The following is a 25,786-nucleotide window of genomic DNA, read 5'->3' as shown; positions in this document are numbered from 1 at the left end:
GCAGCAATACTTGATGAATTACCATGAGACTCCATCAAAGACAGCGAACAGGATTTCCGCAAAGCGCCGCAGATTGAATCTCTCAGTGCTGCCCCTTATTTATTGCAGCCGTTCGCGGCGTTTGCACGGCAGCCGCAGCCGGAATTTGCGTTTGCACCGTTCACGCCGTTCGCGCCCGTGAAAAGGCAGTCTGCACGCTCTCCGCGCGGCGGGAAGAAAGCGTCAATGGGGAAATCGAAGTTCGAGAAAACCTCGCAGGGGTCGGTCTCACCGCCGATATTACTGTTCGAGCAGTCGCGGCGCGGCAGACAGATATCGTAGGCAGGCATAAGCAGCTGAATGTCTCGTTCAAGGCGAATGATGGAGAACTGGCCGAGCGTTACGAACAGCTGGTAGCCGTCGTTCGCAAGCACAAGATCATCCCCGTCAAAGCACGAGCAGAGCTGCTTCGGCACTTCGTGCAGGGCACAGCAGCAGCAGTTGCATTTCGTTTCGGGAGCAACGACCCGGGCATCCAGCATAACGGGGTCGACGACCTCGATCACTGCGGTTGGACGGTTGGAGTTCGGACGAAGCTGTACGTCCGTGCCGTCCTCGATATAGTGCGAGGAGAAGATCCGCGCGCCGCCCTCGCCGCCGAACAGCATGACGCGCTTGTCGAATACAGCGAGACCGTCTACAATGCGCGGCCGACCGACCGCACAGCTCACCTCGCACTCAATGCGGTAAAAGAAGCGGCTGTCCACACTGTACAGACCACGATTGAACTGCACCGGTTCAACGTCGATTTTCACACAGAGCAGATCAGCTGTACGCGGCTTTACCGAAACGATGCCGCCGGAATCGAGCATATCCTGCGCGTCGCGTGTCAGATAAACGCGGATGTCACGCAGACATTCCTTGCTGCGGCAGGAATCATAGACCTTGCTCGTGTGTACGCACACAGCCTCACGGAACGCGCCGCCGGATGCGGTGTTGCCGCCCGACGTGCCGAGAGGACCGGGGCAGCAGATTTTTTCAGCCATGATTTATCCCTCCGGATCACATGATTTGCGCAGGCGGCGTTTTGCCTCAGCCGCCTGTATTATCAGTGTATTCCGGAGGGATCATTATGTTACGGTATCAGATCCTCGTCTGTAACGAAGAATTCGTTTTCCATGTCCATGCAGCGGCGATCAAGCTCAGAAGTTGTGCCGAGTGTGCGGCGCACAGCTTCGTAATCCGCCTTCGCACGACGATTTTCACGGCCTGTGCGAACGGCACGGATGAGCAGGTTTTTCGGCGTGTCGAGCGGCGAGAAGTACTCGACGACCGATACCTTATAACCCTCAGCCTCCAGCTTAAGTGCACGCATGCTGTCGGTCAGCACATCATTGAACCGCGCCTTGAAAACGCCGTGACGGGTCAGCGGTTCGAGGCCGGGCATGGTATACTGATCGAGCAGTTCCTTGTGACAGCAGGGCACGCACGCGATGTATTTCGCTCTGGCGCGGAGCGCGGTCGCAAGGGCAAGATCGGTCGCAATATCGCAGGCATGGAGCGAAATGACAGCGGTAACGTTTTTCGGCGGCTGATACACGCGCAGATCGGCGCACTGGAAGCTCATATTATGATAGCCGAGACGCTTCGCCATCGCGCGGCTCTCGTCGATGACATGCTCCTTGATATCTACGCCGATCACGCGGCAGCGGCGATGGAGCACCTCGTGCAGATAGTAATTCATGACAAAGCTGAGATAGGACTTGCCGCAGGCGCAGTCGAGCAGCACGATCTCGTCGCTGTCATCCTGCTCAAACATCGGTGCAACCAGTTCGACATAATGGTCGATCTGATTGTATTTGCGGATCATATCGTTTTTCAGCTTGCCGTCTGCGGTCAGAATACCGATCTCGCGCAGCAGCGCGGCGGCCTGATCGACACGGATCAAATACTGACGGCCGCTGTCGAGCAGGGGATTGGCGGCGTTCGCCTTTTCTTCATCACTCGCCTCACGCTCCGCCTGCTTCATCTGCACGCCGCGTGCAGTAGCGGAGAGCGTCACGACAGCGCTGCGCTCGGTATAGACAAGCACGCTCTCGTCAAATTTTTCAGCCTCAGAGGCAAAAAATGCACAGAATGCAGCGGCATCCGTGGGCGAGGTACTGCCCTGAAAACGAAGCGCCCAGTTTTGCCCGTCGAGCGAAAGTTCGGCATCAAATTTTTTCTTTCCAGAAGTGAATGTGCAGACCGCACGGATAAAATAATCACGATTTTTCGTCATTCGCGCCGAAATGCCTGCGAGCAGCAGCTTCAGCTTGGCAATATCGCCCTTCTGCATAGTAGATCAGTCCCTTTCTGTATTGCGCCGCCGGGGCGGTGCAAATGTCTTTCTTTGCTGTATTATAGTACCATAAACAGACGGGCGTGCGCAATACGCTAAGGCGAAAAAAGAGAGCATAGATTAGACTATGCTCTCTAAAAAGTTCATTTTACCGCCACTGGAACGTTGCCATGCCGTAGACATAGATGAAAACGATAATGACAGGAGTGATATACTGAAAAACCGGACGCATCCACGGACGGATCTTGAGACCTCTGCCGGTGTTTGCCTCACGGACGAAATTATCCCAACCCCAGCCGAACTTGTTGCAGCAGAACAGCGTCAGCACAAGCGAGCCGAGCGGCAGGACGTTGTTCGAAACGATAAAGTCCCACAGATCAAGCCAGGCGGTGCCTTCCGCGAACGGCTGAAAATGAATGACGCTGTATCCGAGAGCGGTAGTCAGTGCGAGAAGGAAGATGCCTGTGCCGCAGATGATGCAGCCCTTGGGGCGAGACCAGCCGGTCAGTTCGCGGACCATCGCAAGAATGTTCTCGCACACGCCGAGAACGGTGGACAGCGCAGCAAAGATCATGAACAGGAAGAACATCGTGCCCCAGATACGGCCGCCTGCCATGTGATTGAAAACGCTTGCCATGGTGTCAAACAGCAGGCTCGGGCCGGCGTTGACCTCCAGACCATAGGTCGAGCACGCCGGGAAGATGATGAAGCCTGCAAGAATGGCAACAAACGTATCGAGCACGATGACGTTGACCGACTCACCCATCAGCGAGTGGTCCTTGTCGATGTAGCTGCCGAAAATCGCCATGCCGCCCATGCCGGTGGACAGGGTGAAGAACGCCTGATTCATCGCGCCGACGATAACCGAACCGTTGATCTTGGAAAAGTCCGGCGTAAGGTAGAAGGCAAGTCCGTCCGCCGCGCCGTCGAGCAGCGCGCTGTGAACTGCGAGCACGAGCATGAGCACGAGCAGCGCACTCATCATATATTTTGTAATCCGCTCGAGACCCTTCTGAATATCGCGGCTCAGAATGAGGAAGGCAACAGCGACCGTGACAAACAGAAATACCACGTTGATAACAGGGTTGGCGATCATGGAAGCAAAGCCGAAGGATGCGTTCTGACCGGTGAGAAATTTCACAAAATAATAGATGATCCAGCCGGTAACGACGCAGTAGAATGCCATGATGGCGATATTGCCGATCAGACAGACCGCACCCCAAAGATGCCATTTCTGACCGGGCTTTTCGAGCCTGCGGTACATACGGACAGGACTGGTCTGCGCGGCTCTGCCGACCGAAAATTCCATGACCATAGCCGGGATTCCGAGCACGATCAGACAGATGAAATAGACCAGCATGAAGCTGCCTCCGCCGTTCTGACCGCACATCCACGGAAATTTCCATACATTTCCGCAGCCGATCGCACAGCCGGCAGAAAGCATGATGAAGCCCATGCGGCTTCCAAGACGCTCACGTTTCATTGATACTCTCTTTCCGAAAGGGCAGGAACGCTCTTTCTGCATAATACTCTTACTGTTTATCTTACTATGAAAAGAAGCATTTGTAAAATTGATAATAATGCGGTATAATAACGAAAATATCGTTTGTGGAAGGAGAGCTTTTTATGGATCTCAATGTGCTGCGGACATTCGTGGCTGTGTGCGAATATTCCGGCTTTTCGGCGGCCGGTGAACGGCTCGGCTATACGCAGTCCACCGTATCCTCGCAGATCAGGCAGCTCGAAAAAGAGCTGAATGTGGCGCTGTTCGACCGTTTTTATCATCGCATCGTGCTGACGCAGGAAGGCAGTCTGGTGCTGCGCTATGCGCGCGATGTGCTGACCGCACAGGAAAAGCTGATGGTGGCGCTCCATCATGCGGACGAGGTGACAGGCGATCTGCACCTTGCCATGTCCAGCTCGATGTGCTCACGCTATTTTGATGACGATTTCATCGACTTTCAGCGCAGCTATCCCGGCATCCGGCTGACCATTACCGAAGCCGGAACGGAAAATATGTTCAGTATGCTGCGAAAAAACGAGGCCGATCTCGTTTTCACCCTCGATACGCATATCTATGAACCGGATTTCGAGATCTGCGCGGAAAAAGAGGAGCAGGTGCATTTTGTTGCGGCGGCAGGGAACGCTCTGGAGAAAAGCAAGACACTTTCCCTTGCAGAGATCATCGACCAGCCATTCGCGATGACCGAAAGCATGAGCTACCGCAGGATACTCGACAAGCTGCTCGCGGCGCGCTCTGAAGCGATCACGCCGCTCATTGAGCTCGGCAATCCGACGCAGCTTTGCAGTCTCGTTTCCAAAAGTGATATGCTCACCTTCCTGCCCGATTTCATCACGCAGGCCTTTGTAGAAAACGGTATGCTGTGCCGCCTGCCGGTGACAGACTGCACTGTCTCGGTCTGGACACAGCTGCTCATCCACAAAAACAAATGGCGCTCTCCGGCACTTCAGGCATTGATTGACTTTTACCGGAAGCGGCTGGAAGAAGACGCTTGATTTTCATTTTTCGTTCTCCTATAATGAAAGAAAAAGCTGCCAAGCCGAAATGAGGGAATACCATGAAAAGTCTGGGAATAGATATCGGAACAACGACGATCAGTGCAGCCGTGCTCGAGGACGGCTGCTTTATCACGAGTGAAACCTGCAAAAACAACAGCTTTCTCGCGCCGACGCTGCCCGGAGAGCGCATACAGGACGCACAGCTCATTCTTGACACCGCGCTTCGCACGGCGGATATGCTTTTCGCACGCTATCCCGACATCGAACGCATCGGTGTAACCGGACAGATGCACGGCATCCTCTATCTCGACGGTGAGGGAAATGCAGTAAGTCCTCTGTACACGTGGCAGGACGCGCGCGGCGATACGCCATGTGAAAAAAGCACAGACGGACAGTCGTGGACTGCATATCTGAACAGCGAGACCGGGCTCTCTGCTGCAACAGGCTATGGTCTCGTTACTCATGCCTATAATCTTGCACACGGTCTCGTGCCGACGGGCGCGGTCACGCTGTGCACGATCGGAGATTATATCGCCATGAAGCTCTGCGGCAGACAAACGCCAGTTATGGACGCGAGCAATGCCGCAGGCCTTGGCTTTTTTGACGCAGGAAAGCGCACGTTTAACCAAACGGTACTGCGCGGCATCGGCATTGACCCGGCGTTTCTGCCGGGTCTCACGGAGGATCGTTTTATCGGCATCTGCCGCAGCAGGGCGCGTGTTGCCGCAGCGATCGGGGATAATCAGGCGAGCTTTCTTTCGGCAGTTCGGGATCGCGAGCACGAGATGCTCGTGAACGTCGGCACCGGCAGCCAGTTTTCCGTTTTCTCGTCCCGCTGCATGACCGTGCCGGGACTCGAGACACGTCCCATGCCGGGCGGGGGATGGCTGCTCGCCGGAGCGGCGCTCTGCGGCGGTAGAGCCTATGCGTTGCTCGCGGACTTTTTCGCGCAGACAGCGCGCATGATGGGTGTGGATACGAATGCTCCATATGCGGCGATGGAAGGTCTGCTCAAAAGTGCTGGCCGCCCGGAAGACGTCCCGACGGTCCTGCCGCTGTTTGAGGGCACACGGCAGGACAGCACGCAGACCGGCAGCATCACCGGCCTCACGGCGGAGAATTTCACACCGCTCCACTTGATCTACGGCATGATGGATGGCATGGCTCACGAGCTGCATCAGATGTATCAGGCATATCGTGCCGCCGGCGGCACAGCAAAAAAACTGATCGGCTCGGGCGGCGGACTGAGAAACAACCGTTTTCTGTGCGAGAGCTTTTCGAGAGCGTTCGACTCCGAGATCACCCTGTCAGACGGCAGGGAAGAGGCGGCCTGCGGTGCTGCACTCTATGCCGCAGACTGATAATAAAAGGACGCAGTGTACGCATTTTTCTGCATACGCTGCGTCCTTTTCTGCTTACTTGCGCTTAAAACTCATGCAGTCGGTGCACTGATCGACCGAGGGGGATGCTTCGTGCGTGCCGACATGGATGCTGTCAAGCGAGCAGTATTCGGCGCTGCAGCAGTGGTTTGCACACTGTTCAACCGTACAGTGAATTGCGGTGTTGCAATGGTTCTTGTCCATGAACAGGACCTCCTTTTAAGATTTCCTGCTTAGTATGGCGTGCTTCTGCGTGCTTTATGCGTTCGAAAAGCAAAAAACCGCCGCACCTCAAAATGAAGTGCGGCGGCAGAAAACAGACAGCGAAAATCAGAATTCGATCTTCTTTGCGATGTAGGCGGCAACATCCTCGATCTTGATGCGCTCCTGCTGCATCGTATCACGGTCGCGAACAGTAACACAGCCATCCTGCTCGGTCTCGAAATCGACGGTGACGCAGAACGGAGTACCGATCTCGTCCTCGCGGCGATAACGCTTGCCGATGGAGCCGGCATCGTCGAAATCGACAGGGAACTGCTTAGCCAGCTCATGCCAGATCGGCATGGCCTTGTCGGTCAGCTTCTTGGACAGCGGCAGTACCGCAGCCTTGAACGGAGCGAGAGCCGGATGCAGGCGGAGAACAACGCGCACGTCGTCCTTGCCGTTCTTGTCCTGACCAACAACCTCTTCGTCGTAAGCGTCGATAAGGAATGCCAGTGCGACACGGTCCGCGCCGAGGGACGGCTCGATAACGTACGGGATGTACTTCTCGTTTGCTTCCTGATCGAAATATTCCATGGAAACGCCCGAGGTCTTCTGGTGCTGAGTCAGGTCGAAGTCGGTGCGGTCGGCAATGCCCCACAGCTCGCCCCAGCCGAACGGGAACAGGAACTCGAAGTCAGTGGTCGCCTTGGAATAGTGGGAAAGCTCTTCCGGCTCGTGGTCGCGCAGGCGCAGGTTCTCGTCCTTCATGCCGAGGGACAGCAGGAACTTGTGGCAGTAATCCTTCCAGTATGCGAACCACTCAAGATCGGTACCCGGCTTGCAGAAGAACTCAAGCTCCATCTGCTCGAACTCGCGAGTACGGAAGGTGAAGTTGCCCGGGGTGATCTCGTTGCGGAAGGACTTGCCGATCTGGCCGACGCCGAACGGAACCTTCTTGCGGGTAGTGCGCTGAATATTCTGGAAGTTAACAAAGATACCCTGTGCGGTCTCCGGACGGAGATACAGCTCGTTCTTTGCGTTCTCGGTAACGCCCTGGAAGGTCTTGAACATAAGGTTGAACTGACGGATGTCCGTCCAGTTGTGCTTGCCGCAGGTCGGGCAGGCGATCTCGTGCTCATCGATGAACTGCTTCATCTCGGCCTGGCTCAGCGCGTCAACGCTCTTGCCAAGGTCGAAGTTATTCTCGTGGCACCAGTCCTCGATGACCTTGTCGGCACGGAAGCGCTCCTTGCACTCCTTGCAGTCCATCAGAGGGTCGGAGAAGCCGCCTACATGACCAGAGGCAACCCAGGTCATGGGGTTCATGAGAATAGCAGAGTCGAGGCCGACGTTGTACGGGCTTTCCTGTACGAACTTCTTGCGCCACGCCGCCTTGACGTTGTTTTTGAACTCAACGCCGAGCGGACCGTAGTCCCAGGTGTTCGCAAGGCCGCCGTAGATCTCCGAGCCGGAGTACACGAAGCCACGGCCCTTGCACAGGGCGACGATTTTTTCCATTGTTTTTTCGCTGTTGTTCATTTTCAATCTCCTTTTGGCACAGCTGGCTGCTGCACGAAGTTTTTTGCCCGACCAGATGAAAAAGGTCTTGACATAGATTTATTCTACATATATAATTAGTAATTGTCAAGGGAAGTTTGTACAAAGAACTTTACCAGACAAAAGAAATGTTTGGGCCTGTAGCTCAGTTGGGAGAGCGTTCGGTTCGCATCCGAGAGGTCAAGGGTTCGAATCCCTCCAGGTCCACCACAAAAACGAAGCTGAAAGCAATGATTCAGCTTCGTTTTTTTATTTTCTTGACATCAAAATTCGTTCGTGCTATAATTGCTTCAAATTTGAATAATCCATATATGGAATTCTGGAGGTGCGGCATGAATCGAGGACTGGAATTTGTGCATAAAAGCATGCTTGCATACAGTGCGGCGTGCAGGCCACTGTGTCAGAAACTCAAGCTGACGCAGACAGCATTTGATATTCTGATGTTTCTGGCGAATAACCCATGCTGCAAAACGGCGAGTGAGATCGTTGAAATCCGCCATATCAAAGCGAATCTTGTTTCGGTAAATGTAGACCGTCTGGTGAGAGAAGGGTATCTGCTCCGGCAGCCGGTGAAGGGCGACCGCAGAAAAACCGAACTGATCTGCACGGCACTCGCACAGCCTGTGATCGAGCAGGGGAGAGCGGTGCAGGATAACTTTATGAAAAATCTGCTGCGAGGGATGGATGAGACGACGCAGGCTGCCTTTTTTTCCGCCATCACCATCATCGACCGCAATATGGATGAACTGCTGAAGGAGATGAAGTAAGATGAGCGGACTTTACATGATTTTCGTGACGTTTTTCGCCGGTATGGGTGCCGGTCTTGGCACCGGCTTTGCCGGCATGAGTGCGGCGGCAGTCATCAGCCCGATACTTATCACGTTTCTCGGAATGGACCCTTATATGGCAGTCGGTATCGCACTGTCCTCAGATGTGCTCGCGAGTGCCGTCTCTGCATACACCTATCATAAAAACAAAAATCTGGATATTCGCAACGGCCTCATCATGATGGCGAGCGTTCTTGTGTTCACAGTCGCGGGCAGCTATATCGCAAGCCTGCTTCCGTCTGCGACAATGGGATCGTTTTCGGTATTCATGACCTTCCTGCTCGGTGTCAAATTTATCGTCCGCCCGGTTATGACAACCAAGGAGGATATGCAGCAGGTTTCGCCGCGCAGACGGATGTTCCAGTCGCTGGTCTGCGGTGTGACGATCGGTTTCATCTGCGGATTTATCGGTGCAGGCGGCGGCATGATGATGCTGCTCATTCTGACGAGTGTCCTCGGTTACGAGCTCAAGACCGCGGTCGGCACGAGTGTTTTCATTATGACATTCACAGCACTGACGGGCGCTGCCTCACATTTTATGATCGGCGGCATGCCTGACTGGAGAGTCTGTCTGCTGTGTGTTGTCTTTACGCTGCTCTGGGCGCGGATCGCGGCGGTTTTCGCCAACCGCGCTCAGCCGAAAACACTCAACCGCGCAACCGGTATCGTGCTCGTTATGCTCGGCGCCGCCATCATGATGTTCAAGCTGATTGCATAAAAGAAAGGGATGAACCGTTCGGTCCATCCCTTTTCATATCGTGCAGATCTTTACACTTCTGCTGCGGCCGCAACGCCTGCCATGTCCTGCACCGGCTTGCAGGTCAGCTCCTTGCTAATCTTGCCGGCGAAGCCGGTCAGCGTCTTGCCGGGGCCTACCTCGCACGCCGAGGTCAGACCCGCCGCCATGCCGTTCTGAACCAGACGGGTCCAGCGAACAGGGGAGATCATGTGCTGCTCAAGATGCTCCGGAAGATTGCTGCAATCGTATACCTGACCGTCCAGATTGGAGTAGATATCCATAGTCGGCGCGGAGAAGGTGAAGTCGGAGACAAAAGCACGAAGCTCAGCTGCCGCCTCTGCCATGAGCGGCGTGTGGAACGCGCCGGAAACAGCGAGCGGAAGCGCACGCCGCGCACCGGCTGCCTTGCAGTTTTCGATCGCCTCTGCGAGCGCCGCCTTTTCGCCGGCGATAACGAGCTGACCCGGGCAGTTGTAGTTGACCGGACGGACAATGCCGTTCTTGACTGCTGCGCAGGCCTCTTCGATCTTCGCGTCCTCAAGGCCGAGAATCGCAGCCATGCCGCCGTCGATCGTGTCTGCTGCGTGCTGCATCAGCTTGCCGCGTTTGGAAACAATTTTAACGCCGTCCGCGAGTGTAACAACGCCTGCCGCTGCAAGGGAGGTGTACTCGCCAAGCGAAAAACCGGCCGCAGCCTTGAACGCTACTCCGTTCTCGCGCAGAGCGGCCAGAGCAGCCATAGAGTGCGTAAAAATAGCAATCTGGCTGTTTTCGGTGCGCGAAAGGGTCTCCTTGTCGCTTTCGAAGCACAGCTTTGCGACGTCGATGCCTGCGCCGTCGCTGGCTTCTTCGAATACCAGGCGCGCCGCCTTGGAATTCTCATAAAGGTCCTTGCCCATGCCGGGAGCCTGCGCACCCTGACCGGGGAAAAATGCAAAACCGTATTCCATGTCTGTTCCTCCAAAAATAAAGCTGTCTCGGTCTGCCGCACGGACAACGGTGCTTTTTTTACGCGCCGTGCTGTCAATTATGCGGTGTTACCTTGACATTTTCGTGTGCTTTTATTATAATAGTCAGAGATTACTTTGTCAATCAAACTATTGTCGCTTTTCCACGCTTTCGGGGAGAGCGATTCGAAAATTTTGGGGAGCGTGGAAATCATCAACAGTCAACTGATCGGCACGGGCGCATGCCTGCCGGATTTTGTCCTTACCAATGCAATGCTTGAGCACATGGTCGATACCAATGATGAATGGATCGTACAGCGCACAGGTGTTCGCGAACGCCGTATTGCAAAAAACATGCATACATGGGAGCTTGCGCTCGGCGCAGCGCAGGATGCGCTCGCGGATGCGAAGATCGACGCAGGCGAGCTTGACCTGATTCTGGTCAGCACCTGCACGCCCGATACCAACACGCCGAACACCGCCGCGATCCTTCAGGACAAGCTGGGCGCTGGCGCGATTGGTGCGTTCGACATCAACAATGCCTGCACCGGCTTTGTTTCCGCGACCGATATCGCGGACTGCTACATCAAGTCGGGTAAGGCGAGGACTGTGCTCGTCGTTTCGGCAGAAACGCTCAGCCGTATCGTCGACTACACCGACCGCGGCACCTGCATCCTGTTCGGCGACGGCGCAGCGGCGGCGGTTTACCGCGCGACTGAGGACGATAATCTCGGCATCCAGTCCACCTTTATCGCGGCAGACGGCTCGGGTGCGGAATATCTGCGCATGGAAGCGCTGCCGGTCGAAGACCCGTTCGCGGAGGACCGCACAGTAGATCCCAAGGCGCGTTTTCTGAAAATGCAGGGCGCAGCTGTTGTGCGCTTCACCGCGCGCGCAGTACCGCAGGCGATCGATACCGCGCTTCAGCGCGCCGGAATCACCGCTGATGACATCGACTGGGTCGTTCCGCATCAGGCCAACCTGCGCATTCTGGACGTTATCGCAAGGCGTTATCATCTGCCCAAGGAAAAGGTTTACGTCAACATGGACCGCTTCGGCAACACCTCCTCGGCAAGCGTGCCGATCTGCCTCAATGAGATGCGCAGAAACGGACTGCTGCGCGAGGGTCAGACCATCGTCTGCACCGGTTTCGGCGGCGGCCTTACCTATGGCGCATTTGTACTGAAACTGTAAAGAAAAGGGGAGTCTTATTATGAAAACCAAGATCACAGAACTTCTCGGCATCGAATATCCGATCGTGCAGGGCGCGATGGCGTGGATCGCCGAGCATCATCTCGCCGCTGCCGTATCCAAGGCAGGCGGTCTCGGCATCATTGCAGGCGGCGCCGCGCCGGTAGATTATATCCGCGACGAGATCCGCAAGGCGCGTGAGATCACGGACAAGCCGCTCGGCATGAACATCATGCTGCTCTCCCCGAACGCCGATGATCTGGCGCAGCTCGCGATCGATGAAAAAATCGAGGTGCTGACCACCGGCGCAGGCAACCCGGGCAAATATATGGCCGCGTGGAAGAACGCCGGTATCAAGATCATGCCGGTCGTTGCATCGGTCGCACTGGCAAAGCGCATGGAGCGTGCCGGCGCGGATGCAGTCATCGCAGAAGGCATGGAGGGCGGCGGCCATATCGGCGAGCTGACGACTATGCCGCTCGTGCCGCAGGTCGTGGACGCGCTGAGCATTCCTGTCATCGCTGCCGGCGGTATCGCAGACGGCCGCGGCATGGCAGCATCCTTTATGCTCGGTGCAGAGGGCGTTCAGTGCGGCACGGTATTCCTCGCGTCGAACGAGTGCTGCATCTCGGACAAATATAAGGAGCTTGTTCTCAAGGCGACCGACATTTCGACCGTTGTCACCGGCCGTCCGTCCGGTCATCCGGTTCGTTCGCTGAAGACCCCGATGGCGCGCAAGTGCCTTGAACTGGAAAAAGAGAATACCGACGCTTCGCTCGAGGAGCTTGAAAAGGCAACCGCCGGTTCGCTGCGCAAGGCTGTGCAGGATGGCAACTATGAGGAAGGCACCTTCATGTCCGGCCAGATCGCAGGCATGCTCAGGGAACTCCGTCCGTGCGAGGACATCCTCAAGGGCATGACCGCCGAGGCGGAGGAGCTGCTGAAAAATGCTTACAAGAGATTTGAATAAATAACCCGATCACAGGAGAACAAAAATGGGACTTGCAATCGTAACCGGCGGCTCGCGCGGCATCGGCGCGGCCATCGCAGAAAAGCTGGCACAGGACGGTCATGACGTCCTTATCAACTGTGCCTCCTCGGTCGAAAAGGCAGAGGCAGTTGCCGAAAAATGCCGCGCATACGGCGTTCAGGCATATGTAAAGCAGTGGGATGTTGCAGACTATGACGCCTGCGCCGCTGCACTCAAAGAGATCAAGGCTGAGATCGGCGTGCCGTATATCCTCGTCAATAATGCAGGCATTACGCGCGACGGTCTGATGATCCGCATGAAGGAGGATCAGTTCGACGCCGTTATCCGCACCAATCTCAAGGGCGCGTTCAACATGCTCAGCCAGTGCGGCGCAATGATGATGCGCGCAAAGCAGGGCCGCATCATCAACATCACCTCGGTTTCTGCTTTCACGGGCAACTACGGTCAGATCAACTACACCGCAGCCAAGGCCGGCATGGTCGGCATGACCAAGACCGCCGCCAAGGAACTCGGCGCACGCGGCATCACGGTCAACGCGGTCGCTCCGGGCTGGATCGCGACCGAAATGAGCGACAAGGTACCTGAGGAGATCCGCGAGAATGCGAAAAAGCAGATCGCTCTCGGCCGCTTCGGCAGGCCGGAGGAGATCGCAGGCGTGGTTTCCTTCCTCGCCTCTGACGCCGCAAGCTATATTTCCGGCCAGACCATTATTGCGGACGGCGGACTCTACTAAGATTTGACACTGTGCAGTGGCTGCACAGTTACGATATTGGAATGAAGGAGCAAATATATGGAACGTGTAGTAATCACCGGCATGGGCGCTATCACTCCGGTCGGCAATGACGTGCCGACGTTTTGGGAATCGCTCAAGACCGGCAAATGCGGCATCGGCCCGATCACCAAGTTTGATGTGTCCGATTTCAAGGTAAAGCTGGGTGCTGAGGTCAAGGACTTCGACCCGACTCAGTATATGGAGAAGCGTGAGGCGCGCCGCGCAGACGCCAATGTGCATTATGCAATGGCGGCAGCGATTCAGGCTGTCGAGCAGGCGGGCCTCAAGGAAGGCAATTTCGATCCCTATCGCACGGGTGTGATCTTTGGCTCGGGCGTAGGCGGTCTGCATGTTGCCGAGCAGGAAGTCCCGAAGCTGCTCGAAAAGGGTCCCGGCCGTGTTTCGCCGTTCGCTATCCCGGAGATGATCGCCAACATCGCGGCAGCTTATATCTCCATGCACTTCGGCTTCAAGGGTGAGAATTTCTGCCCGGTTTCCGCATGTGCGACCGGCAACCATTCCATCGGCGAGGCAATGCGCGCCATCCGTCACGGCTATCAGGACGTTGTTATCTGCGGCGGCACGGAGAACGGCATCATCCCGATCTCGATGGCAGGTTTCCAGAATATGAAGGCTGTTCACATGGGCGACGACCCGACAGCAGCATCCATCCCGTTTGACGCACGCCGTTCCGGCTTTGTCATGGGCGAAGGTGCGGGCTGTCTCGTACTCGAGAGCCTGACCCATGCGCAGCAGCGCGGCGCGACCATCCTTGCAGAGGTTGCGGGCTACGGCGCATCCGGCGACGCATATCACATCACCAGCCCCTCTCCGGACGGCGAGGCAGCGGCGCATGCAATCCGCGGTGCCATTGAGGATGCCGGTCTGACTCCGGCCGACGTTGACTATATCAACGCGCACGGTACGTCCACGCCGCTCAACGAGAAATACGAGACCATCGCCATTAAGAAAGCGTTCGGTGACGAAGCATACAAGGTAAAGGTATCCTCCACCAAGTCCATGACCGGCCATCTGCTGGGCGGCGCGGCTGCGGTCGAGGCGATTGCGTGCGTCATGGCCATCCGCGAGGGCATCGTTCCGCCGACCATCGGCTACAAGGAGCCCGATCCGGAATGCGATCTGGACATCACCCCGAACAAGGCGGTCGAAATGCCGATCAACGTTGCCATCTCCAACTCGCTTGGCTTCGGCGGTCACAACGCATGTATCCTGATCAAGAAGGTGTAACGAGGTATTATGGAAATCAATGAAATCAAGGATGTCGCGCTTGAGCTGATGGATGCGCTCGCTTCGAAGAAGCTGGGCGAGGTCGCCATCGAGCTCGAGGGCGTCAAGATCAAGATCAAGGCGGCCGCTCCGGCGCCCGTCATCGCAGCTGCGCCTTCCGCGGCAGCTGCTCCGGCAGCATCCGCTGCACCGGCGGCAGCCGCAGCAGCAGAGACCGAAACGGCGCCGGCGGACGATCTTCCAGCCGGTACGCAGGTCAAGAGTCCGCTCGTCGGCACGTTTTATTCTTCTCCCTCGCCGGATGAACCGCCGTTCGTTCTGGTCGGCCAGGAGGTCAGGGAGGGCGACACCCTCTGCATCATCGAGGCCATGAAGGTCATGAACGAGATCAAGGCTCCGTGCAGCGGCAAGGTCGTCCGCATCATGGCGCAGCCGGGCGATATGGTGGAGTATAATCAGGTGCTCTGCATCATCGAGTAACTTAAATCACTAAGTGGCTCTTGCATTTTTATGAAAGAGGGATTATAATATGCTGAACAAAGAACAGATCATGGAGATCCTTCCTCACCGTCCGCCGATGCTGCTCGTTGACGAGATCGTCGAGATGGACGAGGAGCATGTCATTGGTCTGCTGCACCTGACAGGCGACGAATTCTTCTTCCAGGGACACTTCCCGGGAAATCCGATCATGCCGGCGGTGTTCCGTCTGGAAGCGCTCGCGCAGGCGGGCGGCGTCGCTCTGCTCTCCATGCCCGAGTTCAAGGGCAAGACTGCGGTTTACACCGGCATCGACAAGGCCAAGTTCCGCGCCATGGCCAAGCCTGGCGATACGCTGCGCCTTGAAGTGCACTTCACCAAGCGCCGCGGCCCGATGGCCGTAGCGGAGGGCGTCGCATGGGTCGGCGACCAGAAGGCTGCGGAAGCAGAAATCAAGTGCATGGTAATCATGGACTAAGGCAGGATTAAACGAATGTTTCAAAAGGTACTCATAGCGAACCGCGGCGAGATCGCAGTTCGCATCATACAGGCTTGCCGTGACCTCGGCATCATTTCGGTCGCGGTCTATTCCGAGGCTGACCGCGAGGCGCTCCATGCGCAGATCGCGGACGAGGCAGTTTGCATCGGTCCTGCGCGCGCGGCGGAAAGCTATCTGAACATGGACAACATCATTTCGGCGGCGCTTGCGTCCGGCTGTCAGGCGATTCATCCCGGCTTCGGTTTTCTATCCGAAAATCCGGATTTTGCAGAGCGGACTACGCAGGCAGGCCTTGCGTTTATCGGCCCGACTGCTGCGACCATCCGTCTCATGGGCGACAAGTCGGAGGCCAAGCGCAACGCCATCGCGGCCGGTGTTCCGGTCGCGCTCGGCACGGACGGACCTCTGCGCGACTTTGATGAAGCGATCAGTGAGGCGGAGCGCATCGGTTATCCGGTCATGCTCAAAGCGGCCTCCGGCGGCGGCGGCAAGGGTATTCGTGTGGCGCTCAGCGTCAAGGATCTCAAGGATGCCTACGACAGTGCAGCGGCTGAGGCAGTAGCGAACTTCGGCGACGGCCGTCTGTATATGGAAAAATATATCCACAATCCGCGCCACATTGAGGTGCAGATCCTGGGCGACAGTCTGGGTAATGTGGTTCATCTGTTCGAGCGTGAGTGCTCGGTACAGCGCCGCCATCAGAAGCTCATTGAGGAATGCCCGTCGGCATTCGTCACGCCCGAGCTTCGCGAAAAGATGACGAGCGCGGCTGTCGCGCTGGCAAAGCGCGTCGGCTACCGCAGCGCAGGCACGATCGAATTTCTGGTCGATAACGACCGCAATTTCTATTTCTGTGAGATGAATACCCGCATTCAGGTCGAGCATCCGGTCACCGAGCAGGTGACTGGCGTTGATCTCGTCTGCGAGCAGCTACGCATCGCAGCAGGCGAGCCGATTTCCTTCAAGCAGGAGGATCTCGTTATACGCGGTCATGCGATCGAATGCCGCATCAATGCCGAGGACCCGTCTCGCAACTTTGCGCCCTGTCCGGGCACTCTGGTCTCCCTGCATCTGCCGGGCGGACCGGGCGTGCGCGTGGATTCCGCAGCATATCAGGGCTATAAAATCCCGCCGTTCTACGACTCGATGATCGGCAAGCTGATCGTCTATGGTTCGGATCGCACGCAGGCCATCGACCGCATGCGCCGCGCACTCGCGGAAACGCTGTTTGAGGGCGTCGTAACCGGCACAGACTACCAGATGCACATTCTGTGCTCCAAAGCGTTCGTTGACGCCAACTTCAACGTTAATTCAATCGCAAATGGCGATTTCGATCAATAAAATGGCGGTTCTTTCGCTTATCAGCGATTGACCGCAGATGAATAGGGAGGGAGTAAGTATGGGTCTGATCGACCTGTTCCAGAAAACGCGCGAGACCTCCATGGAACTCAAACCGCAGGAGGAAGAGACCACCAACAAGGTCGTCACCTGCAAGGGCTGCGGCGCAGAGCTGAAGGCCTACGCCTACGGCAAAAATCTGTATGTGTGCCCGCACTGCGGTCGCTACGGCCGTCTGCTGGCCCGCACCCGCATCCGTCAGATCGCGGATAAGGATACCTTCGAAGAGCTGTACGGCGATCTTGCATCCGCAGACCCGATTCACTTCCCGGGTTATGCGGACAAGACAAAGGAGCTTGCCGAAAAGGTCGGCATGCCTGATGCAGTCAAGACCGGTGTCTGCAAGATCGGCGGTGTGGAAACTGCGCTCGGTGTGATGGACAGTCATTTCATGATGGCATCCATGGGTTCGGTCGTGGGTGAAAAGCTGACCCGTCTGTTCGAGTATGCCACTGAAAAGGGACTGCCGGTCGTGCTGTTTACCTGCTCGGGCGGCGCCCGTATGCAGGAGGGCATGTTTTCTCTGCTTCAGATGGCGAAGGTAAGTGCAGCGGCGCGCCGTCATTCGGACGCTGGTCTACTGTATATCACCGTGCTGACCGACCCGACAACGGGCGGCGTAACCGCGTCGTTCGCCATGCTCGGCGACATCATTCTCGCAGAGCCCCGCACAGTCGTCGGCTTTGCCGGCCGCCGCGTTATTGAGGGCACGATCGGCCAGACGCTGCCGGATGATTTTCAATCGTCGGAATTCTTGCTTTCACACGGTTTCTGTGATAAAATAGTTCCGCGTAATCAATTAAAGGAAACGCTTGAAAAGCTGCTCCGACTGCATTGCAGTCCCAAGGCAAAGAAATGGCAGGTGTGGAAACGTGACTGACAGACCGGCAAGCGAAAAAATGCGTATCATTCATGATACCAAACGACCGATGCTGACCGATTATATCGACGAGCTGTTTGACGATTTCATCGAGCTGCACGGTGACCGTTATTTCGGTGACGACCACGCGATTCTGGGCGGCATCGGCTATTTCGGCGGTACCCCTGTGACCGTGATCGGTCATCGCAAGGGCCGCACCATCGAGCAGAACATGGACGCGAACTTCGGCATGGCACATCCTGAGGGCTATCGAAAGGCGCTGCGTCTCGCGCATGAGGCTGAGAAATTTCATCGGCCGGTCATCAATTTTGTCGATACCGGCGGTGCATTCTGCGGCGTAGGCGCGGAGGAGCGCGGCCAGGGCGAAGCGATCGCACGCTGCCTGTACGAGTTCATCGAGCTCAAGACTCCGGTCATCTCGATCGTGACCGGCGAGGGCGGCTCCGGCGGCGCACTTGCGCTCGCGGTTGCTGACCGCGTACTCATGCTTGAAAACGCGCTGTATTCGGTCATTTCGCCGCGCGGCTGCGCTTCTATTCTCTGGAAGGACCCGACGCGCGAGGCGGAGGCCGCAGATACCCTGCATATTACCGCGCAGGATCTGCACAGCTTCGGCATGATCGAAGGCATTATTCAGGAAGGCTCGTCGAATGCCCAGCTGATGCGCAATGTTGCGCGCACGCTGCGCGACCAGCTCGCAGAGCTGTCCGCAGAGCCGAGCATCGAAGTGATGCTCGAGAAACGGTATGAAAAATTCCGTAAAATCGGAGTTTTCAGAACAATAAATCAAGATCAAAATGAAGGAGTGTAACCCCAATGTTTGAAAAGGTATGCGAAATCCTCGCTGACAAGTTCGACGCTGATGCTTCCACCATGACCATGGAGACCAAGGTCAAGGAGGATCTGAACGCTGACTCTCTGGACGTAGTTGAGCTGATGATGGATCTCGAGGAGAACTTCGGTGTCACCATCGAGGACGAAGAAGCTGCAAAGATGAGCACCATCGGTGACATCGTAAACTACATCGAGGCACATCAGTAATTCAAAAGCGTTTGCTTTTGAAGCATTCGCTGCTTCGCAAAGTAAAAAAGGCACGCCGTCCGGCGTGCCTTTTCGCGTTTCCGATATGCTTTTATTCGCCCATTACCTGAAAAACGATGTCGCGCGTACGATCTCTCGTATCGCACTCAACGAGCGTCAGATTCTGCCACGGGCCGATCGTAATCTCGCCGTTGACGAAAGGGATGACGATGAACGGGCTGAGGAGGGCCGCCTTAATATGCGACGAGCCGTTGTCATCGTGCCAGGTATCATGATGATGGTAATAGATCACACGGCCGTTTTCGTCGCGATAGGGCGAAAAGACATCCATCGCAGCCTTGAGGTCGTGATAGACCATGCCCGGCTCAAATTCGAGCGTTGTCAGACCTGCAACGCCGCCGGTCGTAAAGCCGGTGATCGTGCCGGACTTCATCCCGGTGTTGCGGCAGGCATTCTGCACCGCTGCGCGGAAGTCATCGGTCACATCGATCATACCCATGTGAGCCTTGGTGCGGTAGGTTTTTGTTTCTGTGTAAACCGGCATTATAATCTCTCCAATCCTGTCAGATCCCGGTGTAGGTTACAGACATTCCAGATAGCGTCCGTACAGCGTCTTATCAAGCTCTGCGGCATGGCGCAGAACGGTTTTCTGGTCGATATAGCCGCGGCGGTATGCGATTTCTTCGGGGCAGGCAATATAGCGTCCGGTCGCATCCTGTACACGCTTGACCTCCTGCGCGGAGTAGAGCAGGCTGTCCGCCGTGCCGGCATCGAGCCAGACGAAATCACGGTCGAGCTTGACTACATGCAGCTGTTCGCGGCGCATATACTCCAGGTTGACGTCCGTAATCTCAAGCTCACCGCGTGCGGAAGGCTCCAGATTGCGCGCAATCTCTACGACACTGTTGTCATAGAAGTACAGACCCGGAATAATATAGTTCGACTTCGGATAGCGCGGCTTCTCCTCGATGGAGACGGCGCGGCCCTGTGCATCGAACTCAACCACGCCGAACGCACGCGGATCATCCACATAATAGCCGAATACGCAGGCGCCCTCACGGTGCTGAAGAGCCTGCTTGAGATAGCCGCCGAATTTCGGAGAGTAAAAGATGTTGTCGCCGAGTACAAGGCAGACATCATCGTTTCCGATAAACTGCGAGCCGATCAACAGGGCGTCCGCAATGCCGCGCGCGACCTCCTGTACCTCGTAGGTGATGTTAACGCCGAGACGTCCGCCCGAGCCGAGCAGACGGTAAAACGGGCCTTCCTCTCCGGGGGGAATGATAATCAGAATGTCCCGGATCCCTGCCTCCAGCAGCACGGCAAGGGGATAATAAATCATCGGCTTATCGTATACCGGAAGCAAGGGCTTGCAGACCGGGCGTGTCATGGGGTAAAGACGTGAGCCTTTGCCCGCGGCAAGAATAATACCTTTCATGTTATTTCCTCGTTATTCATAGATTGCACTGTCATTATAGCATAAGCCGCAGAAAATTTCCACATTTCGCGTACATTTTTTGCGGAACCGGAAATGAAAAACAATGTGCAAAAGGTGGCACGCAAAAGTTTACAGAATTTCACGCAGAAATTATCATAATTTTGACGATAAAACAGGTAGAAAACCAGCAGAAAAACAAGTATAATAGACGATGTACGAAAATGACCTTTAATAATGGAGGAATATATATGATCCGAAACGATTTACGCAACATCGCCATCATCGCGCACGTTGACCACGGCAAGACCACTCTGGTTGACCAGATGCTCAAGCAGGCTGGTGCTTTCCGCGAAAATCAGGTGGTAGAGGAACGCGTCATGGACTCCGGCGACATCGAGCGTGAGCGCGGCATTACCATTCTGGCCAAGAACACCTCGGTACACTACAAGGGCGTCAAGATCAATATCGTCGACACCCCGGGCCATGCGGACTTTTCCGGCGAGGTAGAGCGTATCCTCAAGATGGTAGACGGCGTTGTCCTGCTGGTCGATGCAGCAGAGGGCCCGATGCCGCAGACCCGTTTCGTTCTTCAGAAGGCACTTGAATTCGGCCACAAGATCATCATCGCGATCAACAAGATCGACCGTCCGGACGCCCGTCTGAACGAAATCGGCGACGAGGTTCTCGAGCTGCTGCTCAACCTCGATGCAACCGACGAGCAGCTTGACAGCCCGATCGTATACTGCTCCGGCCGTGCCGGCACTGCATCCATGTCTCCGAACGTAGAGGGCAAGGATCTGACCCCGCTGTTCGAGCAGATCCTCGAGCATATCCCGGCGCCGCACGTTGACACCGAGGGACCGACCCAGATGCTCGTTTCCTCTATCGACTACAACGAATATGTCGGCCGCATCGGCATCGGCCGTATCGAGCGCGGCTCGATGAAGGTCGGTCAGCAGGTCACGGTCTGCGACTACCATGGCAACACCAAGCCGTATAACGCAAAGCTCGTTACCCTGTACTCCATCGAGGAGCTGGGCCGTCAGCCGATCGAACAGGCACAGGCCGGCGAGATCGTCTGCTTCTCCGGCATCGAAGGCGTCACCATCGGCGAGACCCTGTGCGACCCGGAGCACGTTGAGGCTCTGCCGTTCGTTAAGATCTCCGAGCCGACGGTCGAGATGACCTTCATGGTCAATGACTCTCCGTTCGCCGGCCGCGAAGGCAAGTTTGTCACCTCCCGTCATCTGCGCGAGCGTCTGTTCCGTGAGCTGCTCAAGGACGTATCCCTGCGCGTTAACGAAACCGATACCACCGACGCATTCCGCGTATGCGGCCGCGGTGAGATGCATCTGTCTATCCTGATCGAGAACCTGCGCCGTGAGGGCTATGAGTTCCAGGTCGGCGCACCGAAGGCTCTGCTCAAGGAGATCGACGGCAAGACCTGCGAGCCGATGGAGCGCATGATCGCCGATGTCCCGGCTGACGCTGTCGGCTCCATCATGGAGAAGATGGGCTCCCGCAAGGGCGAGCTGGTCTCCATGAATCCGAAGGGTGCTGACCGTATGCGTCTCGAGTTCATTATCCCGGCGCGCGGCCTGTTCGGTTATCGAACCGAATTCCTGACCGATACCAAGGGCGAGGGCGTTATGTCCTCTGTCTTTAACGGCTATCAGCCGTACAAGGGCGACATCCAGAAGCGTACTACCGGTTCGCTGATTGCCTTTGAGACCGGTGAGGCAGTTGGCTATGGTCTGTTCAACGCGCAGGAGCGCGGCCCGCTGTTCATCGGCCCCGGCACGATGGTATACGAAGGCATGATCGTCGGTGAGAACCCGCGCGGTGAGGATATGGCTGTAAACGTATGCAAGAAGAAGCAGCTGACCAATATGCGTGCTGCCGGTTCGGATGATGCGCTGCGCCTTATTCCGCCGCGTCAGATGTCCATCGAGGCTGCGCTTGAGTTCATTTCGGACGACGAGCTGCTCGAGATCACCCCGGAGAGCATCCGTATGCGCAAGCGCGTTCTGTCCAACACCGAGCGTCTGAAAAAGACCAAGGGCGGCAAGAAGTAAGCTGCTGCGTGGATACACATTTCTAAATTAGTTTCAAAAATAAAAGATATAAAAGGAGAACCATTATCATGGCTATCAAGGAAGTCCTTCACACCGACCTCGCACCGGCAGCAGTAGGCCCGTACTCTCAGGCAATCGCTTCTAACGGCTTCATCTACACCTCCGGTCAGATTCCGATCGACCCGGCTACCGGCAAGATCGAGGCTGCTACCATCGAGGAGCAGACTGAGCAGGTCATGAAGAACCTTCAGTACGTTCTGGCGCAGGGCGGCGTATCCTTCGACCGCGTTGTCAAGACCACCTGTTTCCTGTCTGACATCAACGATTTTGCAGCATTCAACGGCGTTTACGCTAAGTATTTCACCGAACAGGCTCCTGCTCGCTCCTGCGTACAGGTTGCGGCTCTGCCGCTCGGCGCCAAGGTCGAGGTTGAGGTCGTAGCTGTTCAGGGCTAAGGATCTGCATCTGTCCCCGAGGCAGAACCCACATTACCTGTTTCAAAAGCCGCAGCGCATCTCTGCTGCGGCTTTTTGCTTTCCTGAAACAGGGGAGGAGGAAGGACTATGATAAATTCAGAGCCCTGCTGCGGAAAAACACTGCACTGCGGCATGCGCGAAATGAATGCCACTAATGTCATCAACGGCTTTTCTGTACGTCCGGGACTGTTCCTGACCAACGGAGCAACGATCGTGCCCGGTGGCATCAGCTTTACCATTCATTCTGTCGGAGCAACAGGCTGTGAGCTGTGCCTGTTCCGCCGCACCGAGCAGCAGCCCTATGCCGTGCTGCCGTTTCCCGAGCAGTTCCGCATCGGTAACACGTGGTCAATGATCGTGTTCGGTCTCGACATCACGGAATTCGAATATGCCTACCGTATGGACGGGCCGTACGATCCGGCACGTGGTCTGCTGTTCGACAAGAGCAGATTTCTGCTTGACCCGTACGCGCGTGCTGTGACTGGTCAGAGCCGATGGGGCGTCCGCCCAGCATCCGACAGCTCCTATCATGCGCGCGTGGTCGAGGATGTGTTTGACTGGGGGGATTTTGAAGATGCACATGTCCCGTTTCAGGATATGATCATCTATGAAATGCACGTCCGCGGCTTTACCATGCATGAAAGCTCTCAGGTCGAACATCCCGGCACCTTTGCTGGACTGATGGAAAAGCTGCCGTATCTGAAGGAGCTCGGTATCAATACAGTCGAGCTGATGCCGGTATTCGAGTTCGATGAACTGGCGGATGAACGGGTGATCGACGGAAAGCAGCTTCTCAATTACTGGGGCTACAATACAGTGTGCTACTTCGCGCCGAACACAGGCTATACAGCAGCTCTGGAATACAACCGCGAGGGAACTGAGCTGAAGACCATGATCCGTACGCTCAATGCCAATGGCATCGAGGTGATTCTTGATGTCGTATTCAATCATACTGCCGAGGGAAACGAACACGGGCCATGCTTCTCCTTCAAGGGCATGGATAATAATATCTACTACATGCTCACTCCGGACGGCAAATACTATAATTTCTCCGGCGTCGGCAATACCCTCAACTGCAATCAGCCGATGGTACGGCAGTTTATCCTCGACTGTCTGCGGTACTGGGTCGTGGAATACCGCGTAGACGGCTTTCGCTTTGATCTTGCAAGCATTCTCGGACGCGATGAAGACGGCGGTCCGCTTTCCGAACCGCCGCTGCTGGAAAGTCTGGCATTCGACCCCATTCTCGGCCGCGTCAAGCTGATTGCAGAGGCATGGGATGCCGGCGGCATGTATCAGGTCGGTTCGTTCCCGTCATGGAATCGCTGGGCAGAGTGGAATGGAAAATACCGCGACGATCTGCGCCGCTTTCTCAAGGGCGATGACCACCTTGCATACGCCGCCGTACAGCGCATCTGTGGCTCTCCTGATCTGTATCCGCCGGATAAGCGACAGAACGCTTCTGTGAACTTCATTACCTGCCACGACGGTTTCACACTCCACGATCTGTATGCTTATAATGAAAAGCACAACGAAGCCAACGGCTGGGCCAATACGGATGGCGCGAACGATAATCACAGCTGGAACTGCGGTGCAGAAGGGGAGACCGATGATCCAAAGATCAATGCGCTTCGTGACCGTTTGCGAAAAAACGCCTTTACCGTGCTGCTTTGCAGCCGCGGCGCGGCAATGTTTCTGGCGGGCGATGAATTCGGGAATACGCAGTACGGAAACAATAACTCCTACTGTCAGGATAATGAAATTTCGTGGCTTGACTGGTCACTGCTTGAGACGAACCGCGATATGTTCCAGTATGTCCGCAGTCTGATCGCACTGCGCCATGCGCATCCGGTGCTGCGTGGTTCGACACCACCAGCGCGCTGCGGCTGGCCAGATGTTTCGCTGCACAATCTGGGCGTGGCATGGAATAACGAAATGAATGACGATACCAGACAGATCGGTGTACTCTTTTCCGGCCGAAATGCGGATGATACAGCTGATGATTTAGTATTGATTGCAATCAATTCGCACTGGGAAACGCACGAACAGCAGGTGCCGAAGCCTCCCGAAGGTATGCACTGGGTTCTGACACTGCACACATTTGCGCAGAACGCCTTTACGCCCGACATACCCTTTGACGGGCAATGCTTTACACTCGGCGCACGCTCGGTCGCTGTTGTGACGGCAGAAATGGACAGCGCAGTATAACTAAAGCTGATACAAAACCGCACCCCATCTCTCAGGCAGCAGGGAACACCTGCCGCCATGAAATGGGGTGCGGTTCTACATTTTGGGCATTGCTGCTACTCTGCAATTCAGATACAGATAAAAAGACCGCAGAGAATCTCTGCGGTCTTTCATTGTCTAAAAGTACAGCTAAATTACTTAGCTTACTTAGCTTCCTTAGCAGCCTTGATCGCGTCGATCATCATCGGAACAACCTTGAACAGGTCGCCGCAGATGCCGTAATCAGCTACGTCGAAGATCGGAGCGGAGTCAGACTTGTTGACTGCTACGATGCACTCGGAATCCTGCATGCCAGCCTTGTGCTGGATCGCGCCGGAGATACCCAGAGCAACGTACAGCTTCGGATGTACGGTCTTGCCGGTCTGACCAACCTGATGGTCAGCAGACAGCCAGCCGGAGTCGATTGCAGCACGGGAACCGCCAACAACGCCGCCGAACAGACCAGCCAGCTCTTCAGCCAGCTTGATGCCGGTGTCAACGTCCTTGGAGATGCCGCGGCCTACGGATACGACTACCTCAGCGCCGGTCAGGTCGACCAGCTCCTTAGCTTCCTTAACGAC

At 56.0% G+C, this 25,786-nt stretch carries 26 protein-coding genes and 1 tRNA gene; 18 read left to right on the top strand and 9 right to left on the bottom strand.

What is annotated here, in order from left to right; genetic code table 11:
- Nucleotides 1–95 precede the first annotated feature (95 nt).
- From H8S02_RS08405 to H8S02_RS08395, 3 genes are all read right to left on the bottom strand, one after another.
- Nucleotides 96–1,025 (bottom strand): hypothetical protein, encoded by a 930-nt coding sequence (locus H8S02_RS08405; RefSeq protein WP_186970148.1) that lies wholly within the window; start codon nt 1,023–1,025, stop codon nt 96–98.
- An 89-nt stretch (nt 1,026–1,114) separates the two neighbouring features.
- Nucleotides 1,115–2,317, bottom strand: coding sequence for a class I SAM-dependent methyltransferase (locus H8S02_RS08400; protein ID WP_186970147.1), 1,203 nt, complete (start codon nt 2,315–2,317; stop codon nt 1,115–1,117).
- 151 nt (nt 2,318–2,468) lie between these two features.
- Nucleotides 2,469–3,803: a sodium-dependent transporter gene (locus tag H8S02_RS08395; RefSeq protein ID WP_186970146.1), complete on the bottom strand. Its 1,335-nt coding sequence runs from the start codon at nt 3,801–3,803 to the stop codon at nt 2,469–2,471.
- 143 nt (nt 3,804–3,946) lie between these two features.
- Here H8S02_RS08395 and H8S02_RS08390 point away from each other — a divergent pair, with 143 nt between their 5' ends.
- Entirely contained in the window at nt 3,947–4,837 is an 891-nt protein-coding gene (locus H8S02_RS08390) for a LysR family transcriptional regulator (protein ID WP_186970145.1), read from the top strand.
- Nucleotides 4,838–4,899: 62 nt separating this feature from the next.
- Entirely contained in the window at nt 4,900–6,201 is a 1,302-nt protein-coding gene (locus tag H8S02_RS08385) for a sedoheptulokinase (protein ID WP_186970144.1), read from the top strand.
- A 54-nt stretch (nt 6,202–6,255) separates the two neighbouring features.
- Here H8S02_RS08385 and H8S02_RS08380 read toward each other — a convergent pair whose 3' ends face one another.
- Both H8S02_RS08380 and H8S02_RS08375 read right to left on the bottom strand, forming a co-directional pair.
- Nucleotides 6,256–6,423, bottom strand: coding sequence for a DUF1540 domain-containing protein (locus H8S02_RS08380; protein WP_118684958.1), 168 nt, complete (start codon nt 6,421–6,423; stop codon nt 6,256–6,258).
- A gap of 126 nt (nt 6,424–6,549) precedes the next feature.
- Complete coding sequence (locus H8S02_RS08375; protein ID WP_118684956.1) at nt 6,550–7,962, bottom strand: glycine--tRNA ligase; 1,413 nt, start codon at nt 7,960–7,962, stop codon at nt 6,550–6,552.
- 152 nt (nt 7,963–8,114) lie between these two features.
- On the opposite strand from H8S02_RS08375, the gene H8S02_RS08370 reads away from it, so the two are divergent.
- The 3 genes from H8S02_RS08370 to H8S02_RS08360 all read left to right on the top strand — a co-directional run bounded on the left by H8S02_RS08370 (nt 8,115) and on the right by H8S02_RS08360 (nt 9,525).
- Nucleotides 8,115–8,190, top strand: a tRNA-Ala gene (locus H8S02_RS08370).
- 122 nt (nt 8,191–8,312) lie between these two features.
- Nucleotides 8,313–8,747 (top strand): MarR family winged helix-turn-helix transcriptional regulator, encoded by a 435-nt coding sequence (locus H8S02_RS08365; RefSeq protein ID WP_186970143.1) that lies wholly within the window; start codon nt 8,313–8,315, stop codon nt 8,745–8,747.
- Between the two features lies 1 nt (nt 8,748).
- Nucleotides 8,749–9,525 (top strand): sulfite exporter TauE/SafE family protein, encoded by a 777-nt coding sequence (locus H8S02_RS08360; protein WP_186970142.1) that lies wholly within the window; start codon nt 8,749–8,751, stop codon nt 9,523–9,525.
- A 50-nt stretch (nt 9,526–9,575) separates the two neighbouring features.
- Here the strand turns inward: H8S02_RS08360 and fabD are convergent, their stop codons facing one another.
- Nucleotides 9,576–10,496 (bottom strand): ACP S-malonyltransferase, encoded by a 921-nt coding sequence (fabD, locus tag H8S02_RS08355; protein ID WP_186970141.1) that lies wholly within the window; start codon nt 10,494–10,496, stop codon nt 9,576–9,578.
- A gap of 201 nt (nt 10,497–10,697) precedes the next feature.
- On the opposite strand from fabD, the gene H8S02_RS08350 reads away from it, so the two are divergent.
- Genes H8S02_RS08350 through acpP form a run of 10 tightly spaced genes read left to right on the top strand, consistent with a single transcriptional unit; the run spans nt 10,698 to nt 18,990 of the window.
- On the top strand, nt 10,698–11,687 hold the full coding sequence (locus H8S02_RS08350; RefSeq protein WP_243030896.1) for a beta-ketoacyl-ACP synthase III: 990 nt from the start codon (nt 10,698–10,700) through the stop codon (nt 11,685–11,687).
- A gap of 19 nt (nt 11,688–11,706) precedes the next feature.
- On the top strand, nt 11,707–12,654 hold the full coding sequence (gene fabK, locus H8S02_RS08345; RefSeq protein WP_118722365.1) for an enoyl-[acyl-carrier-protein] reductase FabK: 948 nt from the start codon (nt 11,707–11,709) through the stop codon (nt 12,652–12,654).
- Nucleotides 12,655–12,679: 25 nt separating this feature from the next.
- Entirely contained in the window at nt 12,680–13,408 is a 729-nt protein-coding gene (gene fabG / locus H8S02_RS08340; RefSeq protein ID WP_186970140.1) for a 3-oxoacyl-[acyl-carrier-protein] reductase, read from the top strand.
- Between the two features lie 57 nt (nt 13,409–13,465).
- Nucleotides 13,466–14,695 (top strand): beta-ketoacyl-ACP synthase II, encoded by a 1,230-nt coding sequence (gene fabF, locus H8S02_RS08335; protein ID WP_186970139.1) that lies wholly within the window; start codon nt 13,466–13,468, stop codon nt 14,693–14,695.
- Nucleotides 14,696–14,704: 9 nt separating this feature from the next.
- Nucleotides 14,705–15,175 carry an acetyl-CoA carboxylase biotin carboxyl carrier protein gene (gene accB, locus H8S02_RS08330; protein ID WP_186970138.1) on the top strand — a complete coding sequence of 157 codons (471 nt, stop codon included), beginning with the start codon at nt 14,705–14,707 and terminating at the stop codon, nt 15,173–15,175.
- Nucleotides 15,176–15,224: 49 nt separating this feature from the next.
- Nucleotides 15,225–15,650, top strand: a complete 426-nt coding sequence (fabZ, locus tag H8S02_RS08325; RefSeq protein WP_118684938.1) for a 3-hydroxyacyl-ACP dehydratase FabZ — start codon at nt 15,225–15,227, stop codon at nt 15,648–15,650.
- Nucleotides 15,651–15,665: 15 nt separating this feature from the next.
- Nucleotides 15,666–17,012, top strand: a complete 1,347-nt coding sequence (gene accC / locus H8S02_RS08320; protein WP_186970137.1) for an acetyl-CoA carboxylase biotin carboxylase subunit — start codon at nt 15,666–15,668, stop codon at nt 17,010–17,012.
- Between the two features lie 58 nt (nt 17,013–17,070).
- Nucleotides 17,071–17,949: an acetyl-CoA carboxylase, carboxyltransferase subunit beta gene (accD, locus tag H8S02_RS08315; protein ID WP_186970136.1), complete on the top strand. Its 879-nt coding sequence runs from the start codon at nt 17,071–17,073 to the stop codon at nt 17,947–17,949.
- A 19-nt stretch (nt 17,950–17,968) separates the two neighbouring features.
- Nucleotides 17,969–18,760 carry an acetyl-CoA carboxylase carboxyl transferase subunit alpha gene (gene accA / locus H8S02_RS08310; protein WP_186970135.1) on the top strand — a complete coding sequence of 264 codons (792 nt, stop codon included), beginning with the start codon at nt 17,969–17,971 and terminating at the stop codon, nt 18,758–18,760.
- Nucleotides 18,761–18,765: 5 nt separating this feature from the next.
- A complete protein-coding gene (gene acpP / locus H8S02_RS08305) occupies nt 18,766–18,990 on the top strand; it encodes an acyl carrier protein (RefSeq protein WP_118684932.1) in 225 nt (74 codons plus the stop codon).
- A gap of 91 nt (nt 18,991–19,081) precedes the next feature.
- Here the strand turns inward: acpP and H8S02_RS08300 are convergent, their stop codons facing one another.
- Nucleotides 19,082–19,534, bottom strand: coding sequence for a YjbQ family protein (locus H8S02_RS08300; protein WP_118684930.1), 453 nt, complete (start codon nt 19,532–19,534; stop codon nt 19,082–19,084).
- A 36-nt stretch (nt 19,535–19,570) separates the two neighbouring features.
- On the bottom strand, nt 19,571–20,428 hold the full coding sequence (rfbA, locus tag H8S02_RS08295; protein ID WP_186970134.1) for a glucose-1-phosphate thymidylyltransferase RfbA: 858 nt from the start codon (nt 20,426–20,428) through the stop codon (nt 19,571–19,573).
- Nucleotides 20,429–20,676: 248 nt separating this feature from the next.
- Here rfbA and typA point away from each other — a divergent pair, with 248 nt between their 5' ends.
- The 3 genes from typA (at nt 20,677) to glgX (ending at nt 25,187) form a co-directional block, all read left to right on the top strand.
- Nucleotides 20,677–22,503 (top strand): translational GTPase TypA, encoded by a 1,827-nt coding sequence (gene typA / locus H8S02_RS08290; protein WP_186970133.1) that lies wholly within the window; start codon nt 20,677–20,679, stop codon nt 22,501–22,503.
- A gap of 68 nt (nt 22,504–22,571) precedes the next feature.
- The gene (locus H8S02_RS08285) at nt 22,572–22,958 is read left to right on the top strand and encodes a RidA family protein (RefSeq protein ID WP_118684924.1); all 387 of its coding nucleotides are present in this window, start codon (nt 22,572–22,574) and stop codon (nt 22,956–22,958) included.
- 153 nt (nt 22,959–23,111) lie between these two features.
- The gene (glgX, locus tag H8S02_RS08280) at nt 23,112–25,187 is read left to right on the top strand and encodes a glycogen debranching protein GlgX (RefSeq protein WP_186970245.1); all 2,076 of its coding nucleotides are present in this window, start codon (nt 23,112–23,114) and stop codon (nt 25,185–25,187) included.
- A gap of 182 nt (nt 25,188–25,369) precedes the next feature.
- On the opposite strand, the gene H8S02_RS08275 is transcribed toward glgX, so the two are convergent.
- Nucleotides 25,370–25,786 (bottom strand): electron transfer flavoprotein subunit alpha/FixB family protein (locus H8S02_RS08275; RefSeq protein WP_186968681.1); only part of this gene is annotated, 417 nt, incomplete at its 5' end.

The sequence above is a fragment of the Agathobaculum hominis genome, from assembly GCF_014288055.1.
Classification (GTDB): domain Bacteria; phylum Bacillota; class Clostridia; order Oscillospirales; family Butyricicoccaceae; genus Agathobaculum; species Agathobaculum hominis.
This window is presented reverse-complemented; position numbering and strand designations above follow the sequence as displayed.